The sequence below is a fragment of the Streptomyces sp. NPDC056373 genome (assembly GCF_042262425.1).
Classification (GTDB): domain Bacteria; phylum Actinomycetota; class Actinomycetes; order Streptomycetales; family Streptomycetaceae; genus Streptomyces.
The window spans coordinates 345,992-363,977 of record NZ_JBHJPX010000009.1 but is presented as its reverse complement, the minus strand read 5'-3'; the positions used below and the strand labels follow the sequence as shown (position 1 = coordinate 363,977).

Below are 17,986 nucleotides of genomic sequence, written 5' to 3'. Positions count from 1 at the left end.
ATGCTCGACACACAGGTGACCAAGGCGCCCCCATCCCTGCTCTACATGGTCAAGCAGGTAGAACTCGTGGTGCGCTCCCATCTGGACGAGCTGGTCAGGCCCTCCGGGATCACCGCGCTTCAGTACACGGCACTGACGGTGCTGGAGCGGCACGACGGACTGTCCGCGGCCCAGCTGGCGCGCGACTCCTTCGTCACCGCCCAGTCCATCGCGGACCTGGTCCGCTCGCTGGAGGGCCGCGGACTGGTGCGCCGGGAGCGCAACCCCCGCAACCGCCGGGAGCTGCTGATCCTGCTCACCGACTCCGGCCGCGAGCTGCTGGTCCGGCACGCGGAGCCCGTCCGGGAGCTGGAGGAACGGATGGTGCGCGACCTCACCGCGCACCAGACCGAGCAGTTCCGCAAGGCACTCACCCAGGCCTGGCACGCCCTGTCGTAGCCCCGCCGGGGCTTCGGGACGCACCTTGGAGCCACACCCGCGGCGGCCCCTGAGCCACGCCCGCGTACGCCCCCGAACCACGCCCGCGTACGCCCCGGCGCGAACCTCGGCCAACTCGGCAGGAATTCAAAGACATATGTCAATCGAACATGCTCAAATTCACTCGATGGAGGGTAACTTGCAGGGCGGGGACCGGTGTTGAGGCCGTAGCCCCTCCCCACGCACGGAGCAGGCTGGAGGCGATCTCGTCGTGCGGCAGGAACCTGCACCGCTCACCCGGCATCTGCGCGTGCGCCAGGAACGGGGACACACGGTGCTGGAGTTGCGCGGCGAGATCGATCTCGCCGCGGCCTCGGAGATCGCACCGCACCTGGACCGGGAGACGGACCGCCCGGAGGCCCGGATCGTCATCGACCTCAGCGGGATCGACTTCTTCGACTGTTCCGGACTGCGGCTGCTGTACCGCGCCCGCAGCCGGGTGCTCGAGCGGCGGGGCCAGATGCTCCTCGTCTGCGCGCACCCGCTGACGCTGCGCGTCCTGCGGATCACCGGCCTGGCCCGCCTGCTGCCTCCGCAGCCGACGCTGGACGCGGCACTGGAGCGGCCGGAGCCGACGCCCCGCCCGTGACGGGTGTGCGCCCCGCGCGCTTCAGCCGAGGTCGTCCCTTCCCGAACTCGGCGGTCTGGCAGGAGGTGTGGCGGGCATCCGGTCAGTAGGAAGGAGGGCCGTCGCATGACGACTCCCGTCAAGCGCCTCCCCGGGCGCATGCCCGGCTGGGCGAAGGTGCTGACCGCACTCGTGGTGCTGCTCGTCGTGTTCTTCGCCGGGCTCCGGCTGAGTGTGATCCCGGGCCTGAAGGACCTGTTCGGAACCGAGACCCAGGACCGGTCCGGCCCCGCGCTGCTGAAGTCCATCCAGGACATCAGCCGCTACGACGCCGCCTCCGGCAACTTCCAGGTCGTCGTGGACCTGGAGAAGGACGCCAAGCTCCTGCCCGACGCGATCCGCGGCACCCGCACCCTGTACGTCGGCGCGGGCACCGTCGACGCCTACGTCGACCTGGGCAAGGTCGGTGAGAACGACGTGCGGGTCAACGCCGACCGAACGTCCGCCACGCTCCGGTTGCCCCACGCGCAGCTGGGCAAGCCCGCCCTCGACCCCGACCGCTCCTACGCGGTCTCCAAGCAGCGCGGTCTCTTCGACCGCCTCGGCGACCTCTTCTCGGACAACCCCAACGGTGAGCAGGCCGTGCAGAAGCTCGCGGTGCGGCACATCGGCGACGCGGCGAAGGAGAGCGAGCTGACCGCACGCGCCGAGTCGAACACCACCGGCATGCTCGAAGGCCTGCTGCGCTCCCTGGGGTTCAAGGAAGTGCGCGTCTCGTACGGGAGCTGACCCGCTCGCGGGGAGCCGGAACAAGGCCCGTGCGCCCGGCGGTGTCGTGCTCGCCGGGAGCCACGCCGTCCGGGAGTGAGCGGGCGGAACGCGGGGCAACCGAGGGTGGGAACGGTCCCGGGCGACACCGTCCGGGACCGTTCCCCGGAACCACCCCCCACGGCATCGTCGGCGCGCCCGGGGGTAACCGCCCTGTCACGCAGGGAAAGTCAAGAGTGGAGGACCCCCATGGCCAGTGCTGCCTCACGTCCCCGGCCCACCGGGACAGGGAGCGAGCGACGCCCGCTCCCGTGGCCCGTCCGGCTGCTGGCGATGCTGTGCGCGTTCCTGTTCATGGTCGCCTTCGCCGTGGTGCTGGCCCGGCTGACCCTGCAGCCCTCGCCGGCCTCGGAAGCGCTGACCCACAGCAATCTGCAACCGGGCAGCTCTGTGAAGGCCTACCTCGACCAGCCCGAACTGCGGGACGCGTTCAAGCAGATCGGCGGCAACATCCTGCTCGGCATTCCCTTCGGTGTTCTGGTGCCGGTGGTCGCCCCCCGCACCCGCGGCATCCTGCGCGTGCTGCTCCTGACCGCGATCGTGATGCTGCTGGTGGAGTTCGCCCAGGGCGCCCTGGTCACCGGCCGCGCCTTCGACATCGACGACGTCATCCTCAACACCACGGGCGCCCTCATCGGTTACCTGCTGCTGGGGCGCCGCCTCAGCAGGGCCGTCCACGCACGCAGGCCCCACCCGGTCCGGGCGGAGCAGAAGCCGTCGGCCGGCAAGGTCTAGGGTCTCTCGCGGCACCGGCGCCTGCCGTCCGGTGCCGGTGCCGGTGCCGCAACAGACCCTGGCGGCACCCGCCGCGTGCGGCGCTAGTGCAAGGTCCAGGTGAACTTGTCGCCGCCGACCCAGCGGACCACGTCCGGATCGTCCATGTCGTGCACGGGGATGCCGAAGGCGGCCGCGGCCGCCAGCACGTCGGTGACGGCCCGGGCCTCCCCGACCACCTGGCCGTCGATCTGCACGATGCGGAACGGCGGTGTGCCCGGCTGTACCCCGAGCACCAGGATCCGCGGGTGCGATATGTACGGGCTCGCGCTTTCGGTCATGCATCGAGCCTAGAACGCAACCGGCGCCGGCGCGGGTCCAGGGCGCCCGCCGGGCCGACGTCCATGCCCGCCCGCGCCAGGTGGACCGCGGTGGCGCGGCCGATGCCGGAGTCGGCGCCCGTGATCACGGCGACTTTGCTGGTGGGCGCGGTGGGATCGGACATGGCAGGTCTCCTCGTCGGGGGGTGGGGGCGAGGCATCGCAGTACCCGGGGGCACTCCGGGCAAACCGGCCGCCCGTCGTCCGGCCCGCGGGGTGGCGGGCCGGCCCGGTCGGCCACCCGTCGTGCGGCCCGCCGGGCGCTGGGCAACCCTTGAGGTGGAGGTGGCGATGGATCCCGTCGAGGCACTGGACCGGATCGCCTTTCTGCTGGAGCGGTCCCTGGCACCGACCTACCGCGTGCGCGCCTTCCGTACGGCGGCCCGCGTACTGAAGGACCTGGGCGGGGACGAGATGCGCCGGCGGGCGGTGGACGGCTCGCTGGAGAAGCTCAAGGGCGTCGGCCCGAAGACCGCCCAGGTGGTGCGGGAGGCACTGGCCGGCGAGGTCCCCGGCTATCTGGACAAGCTGGAGCGCGAGGCGGAGGAACAGCCCACCGTGCGGGGCGGGGAGCAGCTGCGGGCGCTGCTGCGCGGGGACTGCCATCTGCACTCCGACTGGTCGGACGGCGGCAGCCCGATCGAGGAGATGGGCCGGGCCGCCGCCGAGCTGGGCCATGACTGGGCGGCACTGACCGATCACTCGCCCCGGCTGACGGTGGCGCGCGGGCTGTCGCCCGAGCGGCTGCGGGAGCAGCTGGACGTCGTGGCGGAGCTGAACGAGACCTGGGCACCCTTCCGGCTGCTGACCGGCATCGAGTGCGACATCCTCGAGGACGGCGCGCTAGACCAGGAGCCGGAGCTGCTGGAGCGGCTCGACGTGGTGGTGGTGTCGGTGCACTCCAAGCTGCGCATGGACGCCCGGTCGATGACCCGGCGGATGGTGGCCGCCGTACGCGATCCGCACTCGGACGTGCTCGGGCACTGCACGGGGCGGCTGGTGAGCGGGCGGGGGCGGCCGGAGTCGGAGTTCGACGCGGACGAGGTGTTCGCCGCGCTCGCGGAGACGGGCACGGCCCTGGAGATCAACAGCAGGCCGGAGCGGCTGGACCCGCCGCGGCGGCTGCTGCGCCGGGCCGTGGACGCGGGGGTGCTGTTCTCCGTCGACACCGACGCGCACGCGCCCGGGCAGCTGGACTGGCAGATCAACGGGTGCGCGCGGGCGGAGGAGTGCGGGGTGCCGCCCGAGCGGGTGGTGACCACCTGGTCCCTCGACGAACTTCTGGCCTGGACTCATGAGCGTCGGGTGCCGTCCGGCTTGGCGGGCGGCTGACGTGGTACCCGCGTGGCCGAAGAGAAAGGGACTGCACCTATGGGAAGCGCGGGACGGGCGGCCGTGTTCGACGTCGACGGCACGCTGGTCGACACCAACCATCTGCATGTCGTGACCTGGTGGGAGGCGTTCCGGCAGGCGGGCCACCAGGTGCCGATGCACGCCGTGCACCGGGCCGTGGGCCTGCCGTCGACCGACCTGGTCGCCCACCTGCTGGGCGACGACCGGGACACGGACCAGGACGCCGGCATCAGCGCCGGGCACAAGGCGCTGTACGGGCAGTACTTCGACCGGCTGCCCGCGCTGCCGGAGGCCGGGGCGCTGCTGCGGCGGCTGCACCGGGACGGCTGGACGGTGGTGCTGGCCACCTCGGCGGGCGGCGCGGAGCTGGACGCGCTGCGCCGGGCGATCGACGCGGACGAGGCCATCGCCGCCACGGCCAGTGCCGACGACGTCGACGAGGGCAAACCCGCCCCCGAACCGGTCGAGCACGCCCTGGAACTGGCCGGGGTGCCGGCGGAGCGGGCGGTGTTCGTCGGCGACACCGTGTGGGACATGCGGGCGGGCAGCAGGGCCGGGGTGCGCTGCGTGGGTGTCCTGTGCGGCGGCATCGCGCGCGCCGACCTCACGGAGTCCGGGGCGGACGCCGTGTACGCCGACCCCGCGCATCTGCTGTCCGCGCTCGGCGACAGCCCGCTGGCATGAAGGAAGGTGAAACCGCCGGTCGGGCGGATACCCACAGCGCATGACGCGTGTGACGAATGCTGTACGGCGGAGGGCGGGCGCCTTCCGCGGGCGGAGGGACATGAACACAGACACGGGGGCGGCCTCGGACGCATCGCCCCAAGGAGCACCCACGGCTCGGGGGCGGATCGACAATCTGCAGCAGAGGACGCGGAGCGTGCGTCCGGTGGATGCCGTGCGACGGGATTCACGGTCGGCCTGGGAGGCCGTGCGGGCGGCCTGGCGAGGGCCCGGGCGGGAGCGGGACCTGGTCGTCCAGTCGCTGAAGGCCGCCGGGGCTGCCGTGCTCGCCTGGCTGGTGGGCGGCGTCTGGATGGGCGACCCGCTGGCCCTGATGGCGCCCTGGGTGGCGCTGGTGCTGGTGCAGGCCACCGTCTTCAGCTCCCTGGTGCAGGGGGCGCGGCAGTTCGGGGCCATCTGCGTCGGCACACTGGTGGCCTCGGCGGCGCAGGCGGTCACCGACGACACGCTCGGCGCCATCGCCCTGTCCGTGCCGGTGCTGATGCTGCTCGCGAACTGGCCCCGCTTCGGTGACCAGGGCATCTACGCGGCGACCACGGCCCTGTTCACCATCTCCTCGGGCATGGTGAGTCTGTCCGCCGTCGGGCACCGGGTGGAGCAGGCGGCGATCGGCGCCGTCATCGGCGTCGCCGTCAATGCGCTCGTCCTGCCGCCGATCCACCTGCGGGACGTGCGGACGAACCTGGCAGGGCTCGCCCGGGAGACGGGAGAGGTGCTGCACACCGTCGCCGGCGATCTGCGCGAGAGTGAGTGGGACGCGCAGACCGCCGCCGGCTGGGTCAGCGCCTCCAACCGGCTGGACCACCGCCTGAAGGCGCTTCGCTCGGCACGCCGGTGGAGCCAGGAGAGCCTGCGCCTGACCTATGGCCCGCTGCGCGCACTGCATCGGGTGCCGCACGACGGTGCCCTGCCGGCGGCGGAGGAGGACGAGCGGCTCAGCAGGGTCACCGGGCACGTCGCCACGCTGACCCGGGCGCTCGCGGTGTCCGTGGACGACAAGCGCACTCCCGCCCCGCCCGAGGGCCCGGCCCTGCGCTCGTACGCACGTCTGCTGGAGCTGATCGGGGACGCCCTCTGCGCGGAGGCCGACAGTCTGTGCGACGGCAGTGTGACGGCCCGGCCGGGCGAGGAGACCGAGAAGGCCATGCAGGAGCTGCACGAGGAGTTGCAGGACGGGCTGCGCCGGCACGCCGGGGAGGGGGCAGCCCACACCGCGGTCCTGGGCACGCTGCTGCTCCAGGCGGAGAACCTCTGGGCCGAGACCGTCCCGGGCGACAAGGACAGTGACACACCTCACCGGACGGGGGCGCCGGGCGCGGAACACCCGTAGTTCGTTGCCCGTTGAACAAGGTGTGGGTCCGGACAGGACCCCGGACCCCAAGCCGCCCCGGCCGTGATTCCCCCGTCCGGCCGGGGCTTTCCGCTCCCCGCGTGACGTCCGCCTGGCCGCGGCTCTCCTGCCCATGTGCAATCCGTCCGTCCCGGGTACTCGGTCATCCTTCACGGAACCACGCGCCCGGGAGGAGCACGAAGTGAGCAGCACAACGGGCATGAGGGTCGTCGTCACGGGCGCCACCGGCAACGTCGGCACGAGCGTGGTGCGCCTGCTGTCGGAGGATCCGGAGGTCGCCTCGGTGCTGGGTCTGGCCCGGCGGATCCCCGACTGGTCGCCGCCGAAGACGGACTGGGCCGCCGTCGATCTGTCCTCCGAGCGGTCCGGCCTGGTGGAGCGGTTCTCGGACGCCGACGCGGTGATCCATCTGGCCTGGGCGTTCCAGCCGACGCACGACCCGGCGACGACCTGGCGCACGAACGTGCTCGGCAGCATGCGGGTCTTCGAGGCGGTGGCCGAGGCCGGCGTCCCGGTTCTGGTGCACGCCTCGTCGGTCGGCGCGTACTCGCCCGGACCCAAGGACGAAAGGGTGGACGAGTCGTGGCCGACACACGGCTGGCCGGACGCCGCGTACTGCCGGGAGAAGGCATATCTGGAAAGGGCGCTGGACACCTTCGAGCGGGACCGTCCCGGGACCCGGGTGGTGCGGATGCGGCCCGCCTTCCTCTTCCAGCGGGAGTCCGCGAGCGAGCAGCGCCGCATCTTCGGCGGCCGGTTCCTGCCCGGCCCGCCGGTCCGCCCGGAGCTGCTGCCGTTCCTGCCCGACATCCCGGGGCTGCGGATGCAGGCGCTGCACACGGACGACGCGGCGAACGCGTACCGGCTGGCGCTGCGTGCCGACGTCCGGGGCGCCTTCAACCTGGCGGCCGACCCGCCGGTGGACGCGCGGCTGCTGGGCGAGATGTTCGACGCCCGTCCGGTGCGGCTGCCACGCGGCGTGGCGCGGTCGGCGATCGCCGCCGCCTGGGGTCTGCATCTGCTGCCCGCCTCCCCGCACCTGTTCGACGCGGTGCTGCGGCTGCCGCTCATGGACTGCACGCGTGCGCGTACGGAACTCGGCTGGCGGCCTGAGCACACGGCTCCCGAGGTGCTGGAGGAGTTTCTGCTGGGCCTCCAGCAGGGAGCGGGGGCGCCGACGGAACCGCTGCGGGGACGCAAGGTGGGCTGACCCTCGCGAGCCTCCGTCGTGAGCCGCGGGCGAGCCGTGCACGGCCGGGCGGGCGGCCCTGGACATGTTCGTGCCGGGCATGCCCGCGCGAGACATGCCCGAGGGCCGCAGCCGACCCCCACAGCCGGCTGCGGCCCTCGGTGGGATGCCCTCCTCAGTCGGAGGGCTCGTCCGGCACCGGATGCTCGGGGTGAACCGTTCCCGAGTGCGGTACTCCCTGCCGGCCCGTCCCCGCTTCGTCCGTGTCGGGGACGTCGTCGGCGGGCTCGTCGTCGCTCCGTCGCTCGGCCTTCTCGCCCTCGCCCGTGCCGGTGAAGCGCGGGGCGACCTCCCACGGGTCCTCGCCGTCGTCGGCCTGCTGGTCCGGCATGTCCCGCGGGATGGGCTCACCGTTCTCGCCGGGTCCCTCGAGGCGGTGGTCGGTCACGGCGTGCTCCCTTCTGTGGTCCGGGCGCCACGCGAGTACCTCCGCGGTGATCGCCGAAACCTCAGCGCGGGATCCGCTCCTGAAGTGCCGTGCGCCAGGCGGGGAGCGGACACTCCGGTGCCGGGTCGGGTCGCCGGCCGCCGCGGGCGAAGAGGTCGGCGAGCGGCAGGATCGCGGCACCGACGGTGACCGCGTCGGGCCCGAGCCGGCCGAGGTCGACGGTCACCTTCCCGGCCGGGTGACGCAACGCGTACGACACGGCGTGCCGGCGTACGGCGGGCAGGAAGCGCGAGCCGAGGGCCAGACCCGCCCAGCCGCCGATGAGGATGCGCTCGGGCTGGAAGAGGTTGATCAGGCCGGACAGTCCCGCCCCGAGGTACTCGGCGGTCTCCTCCAGCACGGCCAGCGCGACGGGGTCGGCCGCGCCGCCCTCGGGCGGGTAGGCCGCGGCGAGCATCGCCGTGAGGGCGGTCTCCTCGTCGGCGCCGTCCTGGACCCGGCCGCCCTCCTCGCGCCAGCGGGCCAGCAGCGACTCGGCCCCCGCGTACGCCTCCAGGCAGCCGAGCGCCCCGCACCGGCAGCGGCGGCCCCGCACGCGTACGGTCAGGTGCCCCCACTCGACCGCGCGGCCCTGCTCCACGTCGGGGGTGACGAGGCTGGCGCCGACGCCGGAGCCGAACAGCACCACGACGGCGTTGCGGGCACCTCGTCCGGCGCCGAACCACATCTCGGCCTGGCCCAGCGTCTTGGCCCCGTTGTCGATGAAGTACGGGACGGTGTCCGGCAGCGGGGAACCGGTGCGCAGCAGCGCCTCCAGCGGGACGGCGTCCCAGCCGATGGTCTGCCCGTGCACGAGCACGCCACGGTCCGCGGTGCGCTCGACGATGCCGGGGACGCCGATGCCGACGCCGAGGAGCCGCTCGGGCGCGAGTCCGGCGGTGTCCAGCACCTCGGCGATGCCGTGGCGGACGTGGCCGACGACGGCCTCGACCTCGTAGCCCTGCGGCGACAGCGGGCGCTCGACGCGGGCGAGTTCGGTCAGGGTGAGGTCGAAGAGTTCGACCCGGACCCGGGTCTCGCCGACATCGACGCCGATCATGTGACCGCTGCCGGGCGCGACGCGCAGCAGGGTGCGGGGGCGGCCGCCGTCGGAGTCGACGCTGCCGGCCTCCTCGACCAGCCCGTCGGCGACCAGGTCGGCGACGACGTTGCTGACGGAGCCGGAGCTCAGGCCGGTCGCCGGGCCGAGTGCGAAGCGGCTGAGCGGGCCGTCGAAGTAGAGCCTCTGCAGCACGGCAGTACGGTTGGCCCGCCTGAGATCGCGTACCGTGCGCCCGTTCCGCGCAGCCATGTGGCTCCCTTCGCGTCCTCTGTCCGACCTGCAACATACCGTCGCTGCGGGCCCCGGCGCGCTGTTCCCCCACCCCTTATTTCACGATGTGAGCTAACCGGTGTCCGATCGGCGGGCTCAGGAGGTCTCCCCCATCTCGTCCAGGGCCGCGACGAGTTCGGGGGCGACCGTCTCCTGCACCCAGCACTGCTGCTCCTGGCCGGCCTCGCGGGGAACGGTCTCGGTGATCATGATCAGGTACAGGTACGCCCGGTACAGGGCCAGGCGCCGACGGGCCGGGGCGTCGAAGCGGGCCCGGCCGCCCGCCTCCCGGTAGCCGGCCAGGAAGTCCTCGTCCTTCCTGATGTCCCCGAGCAGCGCCAGGGAGACGAAGTCGGCCAGGGGGTCGCCCCAGAACATGCGCTCCCCGTCGATCAGGCCGCCGATGCGGGCCCGGCCGTCCACGCGGTCGACGAGGATGTTGCCCCGCCAGAGGTCGAAGTGGACGAGGCAGGGCCGGGTCACCTCGTCGAGGGCGCCGTACGCGGACGCGGCGGTACGGGCCACGGTGTCGGCGGGGAGAGGCAGCCGGGCCCCGTAGCGCCGGGCGTCGTCGAGGACGGCGTCGAACATCGCCGTGAACGCCGTCCGCCAGTCGGGGGCGAGCGGGCCGAGGGCGCCGGAGGGGTAGCCGTGGCCGGGGCCGGTCACCTCGTGCAGCCGGGCCACCTGGCGTCCGAGTTCCGTACGCAGGGCGGTCTGTTCCGGGTCGGTGAGCGTGCCGTCCCACGGTTCGCCCGGCACGGCCGTCATCAGCAGGAAGTCGTCCCCCGCCGACACCGTCCGCGGCGCGCGGACCCCGGCAAGGGCGGCCGAGCGGTAGAACTCGGCCTCGGAGACGAGCAGCCGCTTCTCGTGCCGCAGACCGGGGACGGCGGGGGCGGGCGGGATCTTCAGCACGTAGCGGCTGCCGTCGGTGAAACGGAGTTCCTCGACGGTGTTGTAGGTGCCGCCGGTCAGCGGGGTGAGGTGGGCGAGGCAGCCGGGGTCCAGGCCCGCCGCCCGAAGGATGTGCCGGGCCCGTTCCCAGGAGTCCACCACCGTGTGCCCACCCCTCCCCTGCCGCATCGGTCAGCCGGCCGCGTACACGTCCTCGACGTAACGCCCGTCCGCGATCAGTCCGTCGAGCCACTGCTCGGCGGCCGTCTCGTCGGCGCCCGGCGTGTGCTTCCGGAACAGGGTACGGAACGCCTCCCGTACCCCGGGCGCCATTCGGGAACCGTCCCCGCAGACGTACACCCGCGCCCCGGTGTCCAGCAGACCCCAGACCTCCTCGGCCTCGGCGGCGATCCGGTGCTGCACGAACCGCACCTCTCCCTCGGGCGTCTCGCTGAAAGCGGGGCGCAGCAGGACGGCGCCGGCGGTCTCGGCAGCGCGCAGTTCCTCGGCGTGCAGGAAGTCCGCGTCGGGGGCGTCGCAGCCGAAGTAGCACAGAGCCGGGGCGAGTTCGGTGCCGCTCGTGAGCGCGGCCGTACGGTCGGCGATGGCGCCGCGGAACGGGGCGAGACCGGTGCCCGCCGCGACCATGACGACCGGTGACGGATCGCCGGTGACGTCGATCCGGAAGGCCTCCCGGCAGGGCTGCACGCGCGCGTACACCGTGTCGCCCGGCTCGATCGCGGTGAGGTGGCCGGAGCCGGTACCGCGGTAGACGCCCTTGCCGGAACGGGCCGGCGCCTCCAGCAGCGAGACCATCAGGTCCACGTGGCCGGGGTCGACGGCCGGCGAGGACGAGATCGAGTAGTGGCGCGGGCGCATCGGGGTGAGGAGGTCGAGGAGCTGCGGCCAGTCCAGGGCGCCGCGCAGGGCCGGGTGGTCCTCCAAGATCTCCACGAGGGTGCGCGGGTCGTCGGTGAGGGCGGCCAGGGCCGTGCGCTCCGGCGGGCACGGGTTGGCGGCGGCGAGCGCGGCCAGCTGCCCGGCGCTCGGGCGCTCCTGCAGCTCCACGTGGTGGGTGAGGAGCTGCCGTACCGTCACGGGGCGGTCCACGGCGATGCCGTCGCGGCGCGGGCGGGTGGCGCGGATGTCCAGCACGGTGTCGAGGTCGGCGCCGAGCGCGGCGGCGGCCCGGGTGACGAGGCCGGGGGCGTTGGCGGGCAGCACGGTGAGGTGGTCGGCCGTGCGGTAGGTGACGCCGTCCGGCAGGGCGACGCGCAGGAACCGCTTGCGCCGGGCGTACCCGGGGGCGGTGAGGTCGCGCGCCTCGGTGACGCGCATGGGCACGAGGCCGTGCCGTTCGGCGAGGGCGTCCAGCGGTCCGCCGGTCAGGGTGCGGACCTCGTAGGCGCTGCGGGGCTCGGGGTCCGGGGTCGTGGCGTCCGGGTCGCCGTGGTGCTCCAGCAGGGCCGTGCGCAGGGACGCGGTGAAGGCACGGACGGTGCCGGTGAGGTCGCCGGAGGCGTCGGCGGCGGCGCGCTCCACCAGCCGGGCGGCGCCGGACTCGGCGAGCCGCTCGTCGATGCGGGTGGGGACGTGCTGGTAGGTGGCGGCCCAGTTGCGGTCGCCGACGCCGAGGACGGCGTAGGTCACGCCCGACAGGTCGTGGGTCTCCTCCAGCCGGGCGGCGAAGGCGGTGGCGTCGTCGGTGGGGCGGCCGTTGTAGGAGGCGGCGGTGATGACGACGGGCCGGTCGGTGGGCAGGCCCGCCGCGTAGGCGTCGAGGGGCGCCACCTCGGTCTCGCAGCCGATGGCCGCTGCCTCGTCGGCGAGCTGGGCCGCGAAGTCACGGCAGGTGCCGTAGTTGCTGCCGTGCAGGAAGAGGGCGGCGGTGCCGGGGCGGACGCGGGCGGGCAGGTCCTGCGGCTCGGCCGCGGCGGTGTCCCGGGCCGGGGCCGCTCCGGGCAGCGGGCCGTGGACGCGGTCGGCGGCGGTGCGGGGCGTCAGGGCGAGGGTGAAGCCCTCGGGCTTGAGGGTGAGGGTCTCCTTGACGTCGAGCCGGTAGCCGGCGTGGTCGCCCATCCGGTAGCGGTGGACGAGCATGGCCAGCAGCATGGTCGCCTCGTGCAGCGCGAACTGCCGTCCGATGCAGGCGCGCTCGCCGGTGCCGAACGGCTTGAAGGCGTGCACCGGCCGTTCGGCCTCCGCCTCGGCCGTGAAGCGGGAGGGGTCGAACAGCTCGGGGTTGTCGCCCCACACGGACTGCCGGTGCAGCATCGGCGCCAGGACCAGGACGCCCTGACCGGCGCGCAGCGGGATGCGGCCGCCGAGCAGGGTGTCCTCGCGGGCCTCCCGGGAGAACACGGCGGCGGTGGGCCACAGCCGGAGCGCCTCGTTGAGGACCTGACGGGTGTAGGTCAGCCGGCCGACCTCGTCGAACGTCGGCTCGACGTCGGTCCGGTCGCCCCACAGCGCGTCGACCTCGCGCTGCACCAGCTGGAGTACGGCGGGGTGCTTGGCCAGGTAGTACAGCGCGAAGGACATCGCGCCGGAGGTGGTCTCGTGGCCGGCGATCAGGAAGGTGATGACCTGGTTGCGGATGTTGGCGGGGTCGAGCGTGTTGCCGTCGGCCGGGTGCTCGGCGGTGAGCATCAGGCCGAGGAGGTCGTCGGAGTCGCTCTGGTCGGTGCCGGTGCGCGCGGCGATGACCTCGTCGACGACCTCGGCGAGGTAGGCGGAGTCCTCCCGGAAGGCCGCGTCCTGCTCCGAGTAGTCCTGCCCGGGGACGCGTGCCAGGCGGGTCATGCTCCACTCCAGGCAGCGGACCATCGACTGGACGAAGGGGTGCGGCTCGGCCCGTTCGAAGGAACCGAAGTCGTAGCCGAAGCCGGCGAGTCCGATGGTGTCGAGCGTCATGCGGGTCATGTCGTCGGGCACGTTCACCGGCTGCCCGGCGCGGGCGTCGCGGTCCCAGGACGCGATGAGCCGGCGGGCCACCTCCAGCATCACGGGGTGGTAGGTGCGCATCGAACCGAGCGCGAAGGCGGGCATGAGGATGTCGTGCGCCTTGGCCCAGTTGGGCTCGTCGTTGTACGCGGTGAACAGGCCGTCGGCGGCGAACTCGCGGACGTTGCCCAGACCGGGCCCGATGTGCTTGGCGAAGCGCTGCTCGTCGGCGAGTTCGGCCACGAGCTCCAGGTCGCTCACGAACAGGGTGTCCCGCCCGTACAGCCGCCGCACGAGGACCGGCCCGTGCTCGCGCATCAGATCCATGACCTGCTGGATGGGCGCACCGCCGGGTCCGGTGGCGGAGATGTCGGCGACGGGGACGCCGGGGAGGTCGTCGGCGGTCAGGGGAGTCTGTCCGGTGGGGGGCATGACGCGGCAACTGCCTTTCGCGGTACGGAAGTACTGCGATCCAGCGTGATCCACCGGGCCCGGGCTGCGACGCCGCGGCCCTACATGATTGTGTAGTGCGAGCAGATGCGCCGCTCTTGCGCGGGAGCGGTCCGGCGTGGCAGGAGGAATTTCGTGGACCTGGCCCGGCACGAGGGCGTGATGTGGCGCAACCGTGCCCTGCTGCTGTTCGACCGGGTCGCGATGCCGGTCGCGGTGTGTGACGTGTACGGGGCGGTGCTGCTGGCCAATCCGGCGATGGCGGCGGAGTGCGGCAGGACGCCGGGGCAGCTGCGCGGACGCGACGTGCTGGACCTGTTCAGCCCGCGGGAGGCGACGCAGGTGGAGCGCATCGCCCAGGCGCTGCGCCTGCGGCACCGCTCGCGTTACCAGGTGTCGGTGCGCTGGCGGGCCCCGGGCGGCACGGAGCGCACCGGTGAACTGACGGCGGATCCGGTCAGCGACACGGCGGAGGACACCCCGGCCCTGCTGGTGATGCTCCGGGTGGACCCCGAGCGCGCCCCCTCCCCCGCCGCCCCCGCGGAAGAGGCCCGGGTCACCCCGGCGGAGGCCCGCATCCTGGCCCTCCTGGCCGCCGGCGCCACCACGGCCCGGGCATCCCGCGAGACCGGCCTCACCAGCGACGGCGTCACCTACCACCTGCGCCGCCTGTCGTCCCGCTGGGGCGCCTCCAACCGCACGGAACTGGTCGCCCGGGCGTATGGGCTGGGGGTGCTGACCCCCGGGGTGTGGCCGCCGGAGGTCTCGGGCGCCCAGGCCTGACGAAATCCGTTCGCCCCTCGCGTCGCGACTGTCTAATCTGGCCTCGCCCCAAAACCTAGGGCCCCTAGGTTTGCGAAGACAACTCCCAGGAGCTCCCGTGCAGCCGCTCACCGAGCAGGACATCCGCGCCTCCTTCGTCAACTGCTCGAAGGGCGAGGCCAAGCGGCTTGCCGTGCCCAGGGATCTCGACGGGCGGCCCTGGGGTGATCTCGACTTCCTCGGGTGGCGGGATCCGGGGGCACCGGACCGGACCTATCTGGTGGCCGAGCGGGACGGGCGGCTCGTGGGGCTGGCGATGCGGTTCCAGGCCGCGCAGCGCGGGTTCCTGCACCGCAGCATGTGTTCGCTGTGCCTGACGACTCACCCGCGGGGCGGGGTCTCGCTGATGACCGCGCGGAAGGCCGGGCCGGCCGGGCGTGAGGGCAACTCCGTCGGCGCGTACATGTGCACCGACCTCGCCTGCTCCCTGTACGTGCGCGGGAAGAAGGCTCCGGAGGCGGGGTCCCGGTTCGAGGAGAGCCTCACCCTGGAGGAGCAGATCGCACGCACCAGGGGACATCTGACCGCGTTCCTCGACAAGGTGTACGCCTGAGCCCCTCGGTCGCCCGCGGTTTGCCCCGGCACTAACGTCCTTCATGAGCGTCCTTCATGGATGTGTTCGACGGATGCGTTCGATGCACCGGGAAGGGGAACAGCCCGAGGATGCGAGAGGTACGTGAGTGGACGGCGCACGCCGAGCGGATCGTGAGGAAGCGTCGTGATCCGGTGGTCGTCCAGACGCTGCGGTCCGCCACTGCGGCGACGATCGCGTACGTCATCGCGCTGCGGCTGAGCCCCGAGCCGGCCCCTCTCACCGCTCCCCTGACGGCGCTGCTCGTCGTCCAGGTGACGCTGTACGCCACCATCACCAACGGCTTCCGGCGGGTGAACGCCGTGGTGACGGGCGTGCTCGTCGCCATCGCGTTCAGCCTGCTGGTGGGCCTGACCTGGTGGAGCCTGGCCATGCTCCTGCTGGCCTCGCTGGTGGTGGGGCGGCTGGTCCGGGTGGAGGAGTACGTACCGGAGGTCGCGATCAGCGCGATGCTCGTCCTCGGCGTGACCAGCGTCGGGGACTACGCCTGGGCCCGGGTGGTGGAGACGCTGATCGGCGCGTCCGTCGGGCTCGCCTGCAACCTGCTGCTGTCTCCGCCGGTGTGGGTGGAGGAGGCGGGCGAGTCGATCGAGGGCCTGTCACGCCGGCTGCGGCAGCTGATGCTGCGGATGGGCGAGGAGGCCGCGGGCGGCACACCCGTGGACCGAGCGGAGAGTCAGCTGCACGAGGCGCGCCGCCTGGACCACGACATCGTCGAGGTGGACGCGGCGCTGCGGCAGGCCGAGGACAGTCTGCGGCTCAACCCCCGCGTGCAGGACAGCGTGCTGCACCGGGTCGTGATGCGCACGGGCCTGGACACGCTGGAGATCTGCACGGTCGTCCTGCGGGTGCTGGCCCGCTCCCTCACCGACCTCGCGAAGGAGCGTGAGCCCGAGCCGCTGTTCGAGGCGGAGACGGGCGCCGCCCTGGCGCAGTTGCTGTCCGAGATCGCCGACGCCGTGGTGAGCTTCGCGGTGCTGGTCACCACCCACCTGAGCGCGAGCGCCGAGTCGGCGGAGGAACGGCTCGCCGCGGAACTGCGCACCGCCGCGGGCACCCGCGACAAGCTGGCCCTGCTGCTGCGCGAGGAGGCCGAGCGCGACCCGGGGCACTGGCAGCTTCCGGGTGCGGTCCTTACGGAGGTCAACCGCATCCTCGACGAGCTCGACACCGAACACCGCACCCGCCGTCTGTTCGAGGAGCTGGACCGCGTCTCGCGCGAGCAGCGAGCCCGGATGCCCCGTCTGACGCGGCTGCGGGAGCGACTGGGCGTCACGGAGCAGATGTGGCGGAACCGTGCGGGGTTCGACGGGCGTTCTCGCTGAGGGGACGCCGGCAGGGGGCCGGCGCCCGAGGCGAGGAGCGGGCCATGGCCGACACGACCGTGCGGATCGACGGGAACACACTGCGGCTGCCCGGCGGGGTCGCCGTGCGGTTCATCCGCACCCTGCGCCTTCCGGAGACGGGTACGCATCCGCTGCCGCCGGGCCTCGGCGAGTTCCCGGTGCGGCGCGTCGCTGACTACGCGGACAGGGTCCCCGAGGAGTGGCGGGCACGCGGCGGTGTGATGCTGCCGGTGTATCTGCGCGAGGCGATGTGGCTGAGCTTCGCGGGCACCTCGGAGCCGGCCGCGCTGCAGGTCGGCGTCGGCAAGGTGTGCGCGGTCTCGGGCCGGCCCTGGAGCGACCGGCCGGCCCGCGGCCCGCAGAACTACGTGGTGCTCCCCCGCCAGCCCTGGCTGGACGGCATCAACTCCGGCACGGGCACGGTCCGGCAGTTCGTGGCCGTCCCGCTCGGTCTGGGCGCGACCGTCGAGGGGCAGGTCACGGGCGAGGAGGTGTGGGGCGGCGTACAGCTGCAGTCCTTCGCGCTGAACGACCGGGAGCTGGCGCGGTGGCGGGCGCAGGAGCGGGAGCGGACGGAGCGGACGCGGTTCATGGCGCCGCCGAGTGGCTACGACGCCGCGATGCCGGGTGGTCTGCCCGCCGCCGCGTCCGGCGGCTACGGCGCCGCGATGCCCATGGCGGCCCCGCCGGCGCCCGGGGCGGTCCCCGCTCCGCCCGCCCCCGGCTCGGCCCCGGCACCCGCCGCTGCGGGCGCTCCGGCGAGCCCGCCGCGCGCTGCCGCGGCGATGGGCCTGGGTGTCGGCGGCTCCATGCGGCAGGAGGTCTACCAGGACGACCGGCCGCTCTCGGACTGGTCGGACGCGCCCGCCGGGCGGGTGTTCGTGCACCTGGTGACGCCGCCGGAGTGGCGCCGCATCACCGGCGAGGCCGCACCGCCGTCGCCGGTGGACCGGGCCGCCTACACCCGGGCGGGCCTGCCCTGGTTCGACTACTTCGACCAGGACGCGGAGGACCTCGCCCCCACGGACACGCTCCGGTCCGTCAAGCCGGTCGGCGACTGGCTCGGCGACGACCACGAGCCCTGGCAGCCGCCCACACCGGGACAGACGCAGCACCTGAAGGACGCCCCGGGCCGACCGGTCACGGACGGGGACTGGTAGTCGGCCGGGGGCGTCGCCGGGGGCACGGGTGACGGACGGACGCCTCAAGGACGCGGGCTGGTCGTCGACCGGGAGCATCGCGGACGGGGTGGTTCTGGCCCGGAGCGTCACAGGCAGGGTGATTCTCGACCGGGAGCACCGCGGACGGGTGGTTCTCGACCCGGAGCGTCACAGGCGGGGTGGTTCTCGGCCCGGAGCATCGCGGGCGGGTAGTCGGCCCGAGGCGTCGCGGCCGGGACCGGCGGTCGGCCGGGGGCGTCGCGGCCGGGACCGGCGGTCGGGCAGGGCGCGTCGCCCCCCTTCGCGGGGGGGTGGGGCCCCCGCCCCGCGCCCCCGGCGCGGGTTGGCACCC

At 73.5% G+C, this 17,986-nt stretch carries 17 protein-coding genes and 1 pseudogene; 12 read left to right on the top strand and 6 right to left on the bottom strand.

What is annotated here, in order from left to right; translation table 11 throughout:
• From ACFCXS_RS21440 to ACFCXS_RS21425, 4 genes are all read left to right on the top strand, one after another.
• Entirely contained in the window at positions 1-438 is a 438-nt protein-coding gene (locus ACFCXS_RS21440) for a MarR family winged helix-turn-helix transcriptional regulator (RefSeq protein ID WP_376644935.1), read from the top strand.
• Between the two features lie 250 nt (positions 439-688).
• Complete coding sequence (locus tag ACFCXS_RS21435) at positions 689-1,066, top strand: anti-sigma factor antagonist (RefSeq protein WP_376644934.1); 378 nt, start codon at positions 689-691, stop codon at positions 1,064-1,066.
• A 105-nt stretch (positions 1,067-1,171) separates the two neighbouring features.
• The gene (locus ACFCXS_RS21430; protein WP_376644933.1) at positions 1,172-1,834 is read left to right on the top strand and encodes a DUF4230 domain-containing protein; all 663 of its coding nucleotides are present in this window, start codon (positions 1,172-1,174) and stop codon (positions 1,832-1,834) included.
• Between the two features lie 228 nt (positions 1,835-2,062).
• Positions 2,063-2,608, top strand: a complete 546-nt coding sequence (locus tag ACFCXS_RS21425) for a VanZ family protein (RefSeq protein WP_376644932.1) — start codon at positions 2,063-2,065, stop codon at positions 2,606-2,608.
• An 83-nt stretch (positions 2,609-2,691) separates the two neighbouring features.
• On the opposite strand, the gene ACFCXS_RS21420 is transcribed toward ACFCXS_RS21425, so the two are convergent.
• Together ACFCXS_RS21420 and ACFCXS_RS21415 are read right to left on the bottom strand one after the other, a co-directional pair.
• Entirely contained in the window at positions 2,692-2,928 is a 237-nt protein-coding gene (locus tag ACFCXS_RS21420) for a hypothetical protein (protein ID WP_344455633.1), read from the bottom strand.
• A 53-nt stretch (positions 2,929-2,981) separates the two neighbouring features.
• Positions 2,982-3,092 (bottom strand): annotated as a pseudogene (locus ACFCXS_RS21415) (SDR family NAD(P)-dependent oxidoreductase); the annotation flags it as partial.
• A gap of 166 nt (positions 3,093-3,258) precedes the next feature.
• Between ACFCXS_RS21415 and ACFCXS_RS21410 the strand changes: the two are divergent.
• The 4 genes from ACFCXS_RS21410 to ACFCXS_RS21395 all read left to right on the top strand — a co-directional run bounded on the left by ACFCXS_RS21410 (position 3,259) and on the right by ACFCXS_RS21395 (position 7,625).
• Complete coding sequence (locus ACFCXS_RS21410) at positions 3,259-4,299, top strand: PHP domain-containing protein (protein ID WP_376644931.1); 1,041 nt, start codon at positions 3,259-3,261, stop codon at positions 4,297-4,299.
• Positions 4,300-4,338: 39 nt separating this feature from the next.
• Complete coding sequence (locus ACFCXS_RS21405) at positions 4,339-5,004, top strand: HAD family hydrolase (RefSeq protein ID WP_376644930.1); 666 nt, start codon at positions 4,339-4,341, stop codon at positions 5,002-5,004.
• Positions 5,005-5,218: 214 nt separating this feature from the next.
• Positions 5,219-6,394: an aromatic acid exporter family protein gene (locus tag ACFCXS_RS21400; protein ID WP_376644929.1), complete on the top strand. Its 1,176-nt coding sequence runs from the start codon at positions 5,219-5,221 to the stop codon at positions 6,392-6,394.
• A gap of 202 nt (positions 6,395-6,596) precedes the next feature.
• Entirely contained in the window at positions 6,597-7,625 is a 1,029-nt protein-coding gene (locus tag ACFCXS_RS21395; protein ID WP_376644928.1) for an SDR family oxidoreductase, read from the top strand.
• A gap of 154 nt (positions 7,626-7,779) precedes the next feature.
• Here ACFCXS_RS21395 and ACFCXS_RS21390 read toward each other — a convergent pair whose 3' ends face one another.
• The 4 genes from ACFCXS_RS21390 to ACFCXS_RS21375 form a co-directional block, all read right to left on the bottom strand.
• Positions 7,780-8,052 (bottom strand): hypothetical protein, encoded by a 273-nt coding sequence (locus ACFCXS_RS21390; RefSeq protein WP_376644927.1) that lies wholly within the window; start codon positions 8,050-8,052, stop codon positions 7,780-7,782.
• Positions 8,053-8,113: 61 nt separating this feature from the next.
• Entirely contained in the window at positions 8,114-9,403 is a 1,290-nt protein-coding gene (locus ACFCXS_RS21385) for an ROK family protein (RefSeq protein WP_376644926.1), read from the bottom strand.
• A gap of 117 nt (positions 9,404-9,520) precedes the next feature.
• Positions 9,521-10,483, bottom strand: coding sequence for a phosphotransferase family protein (locus ACFCXS_RS21380; RefSeq protein ID WP_376644925.1), 963 nt, complete (start codon positions 10,481-10,483; stop codon positions 9,521-9,523).
• A gap of 30 nt (positions 10,484-10,513) precedes the next feature.
• The gene (locus tag ACFCXS_RS21375) at positions 10,514-13,696 is read right to left on the bottom strand and encodes a cytochrome P450 (protein ID WP_376644924.1); all 3,183 of its coding nucleotides are present in this window, start codon (positions 13,694-13,696) and stop codon (positions 10,514-10,516) included.
• A 180-nt stretch (positions 13,697-13,876) separates the two neighbouring features.
• On the opposite strand from ACFCXS_RS21375, the gene ACFCXS_RS21370 reads away from it, so the two are divergent.
• The 4 genes from ACFCXS_RS21370 (at position 13,877) to ACFCXS_RS21355 (ending at position 17,634) form a co-directional block, all read left to right on the top strand.
• On the top strand, positions 13,877-14,497 hold the full coding sequence (locus tag ACFCXS_RS21370) for a PAS domain S-box protein (protein WP_376645001.1): 621 nt from the start codon (positions 13,877-13,879) through the stop codon (positions 14,495-14,497).
• A 97-nt stretch (positions 14,498-14,594) separates the two neighbouring features.
• Complete coding sequence (locus ACFCXS_RS21365; protein WP_376644923.1) at positions 14,595-15,089, top strand: FBP domain-containing protein; 495 nt, start codon at positions 14,595-14,597, stop codon at positions 15,087-15,089.
• A 110-nt stretch (positions 15,090-15,199) separates the two neighbouring features.
• A complete protein-coding gene (locus ACFCXS_RS21360; RefSeq protein ID WP_376644922.1) occupies positions 15,200-16,453 on the top strand; it encodes an FUSC family protein in 1,254 nt (417 codons plus the stop codon).
• A 44-nt stretch (positions 16,454-16,497) separates the two neighbouring features.
• Positions 16,498-17,634, top strand: a complete 1,137-nt coding sequence (locus tag ACFCXS_RS21355) for a hypothetical protein (protein WP_376644921.1) — start codon at positions 16,498-16,500, stop codon at positions 17,632-17,634.
• The last annotated feature ends 352 nt before the right edge of the window (positions 17,635-17,986 follow it).

What these genes read in the sequence shown, in the direction of transcription:
- ACFCXS_RS21440 (WP_376644935.1), top strand. Translation starts at nt 1, where the DNA reads ATGCTCGACACACAGGTGACCAAGGCGCCCCCATCCCTGCTCTACATG.
- ACFCXS_RS21430 (WP_376644933.1), top strand. Translation starts at nt 1,172, where the DNA reads ATGACGACTCCCGTCAAGCGCCTCCCCGGGCGCATGCCCGGCTGGGCG.
- ACFCXS_RS21425 (WP_376644932.1), top strand. Translation starts at nt 2,063, where the DNA reads ATGGCCAGTGCTGCCTCACGTCCCCGGCCCACCGGGACAGGGAGCGAG.
- ACFCXS_RS21420 (WP_344455633.1), bottom strand. Translation starts at nt 2,928, where the DNA reads ATGACCGAAAGCGCGAGCCCGTACATATCGCACCCGCGGATCCTGGTG.
- ACFCXS_RS21410 (WP_376644931.1), top strand. Translation starts at nt 3,259, where the DNA reads ATGGATCCCGTCGAGGCACTGGACCGGATCGCCTTTCTGCTGGAGCGG.
- ACFCXS_RS21405 (WP_376644930.1), top strand. Translation starts at nt 4,339, where the DNA reads ATGGGAAGCGCGGGACGGGCGGCCGTGTTCGACGTCGACGGCACGCTG.
- ACFCXS_RS21385 (WP_376644926.1), bottom strand. Translation starts at nt 9,403, where the DNA reads ATGGCTGCGCGGAACGGGCGCACGGTACGCGATCTCAGGCGGGCCAAC.
- ACFCXS_RS21375 (WP_376644924.1), bottom strand. Translation starts at nt 13,696, where the DNA reads ATGCCCCCCACCGGACAGACTCCCCTGACCGCCGACGACCTCCCCGGC.
- ACFCXS_RS21370 (WP_376645001.1), top strand. Translation starts at nt 13,877, where the DNA reads ATGTGGCGCAACCGTGCCCTGCTGCTGTTCGACCGGGTCGCGATGCCG.
- ACFCXS_RS21360 (WP_376644922.1), top strand. Translation starts at nt 15,200, where the DNA reads ATGCGAGAGGTACGTGAGTGGACGGCGCACGCCGAGCGGATCGTGAGG.
- ACFCXS_RS21355 (WP_376644921.1), top strand. Translation starts at nt 16,498, where the DNA reads ATGGCCGACACGACCGTGCGGATCGACGGGAACACACTGCGGCTGCCC.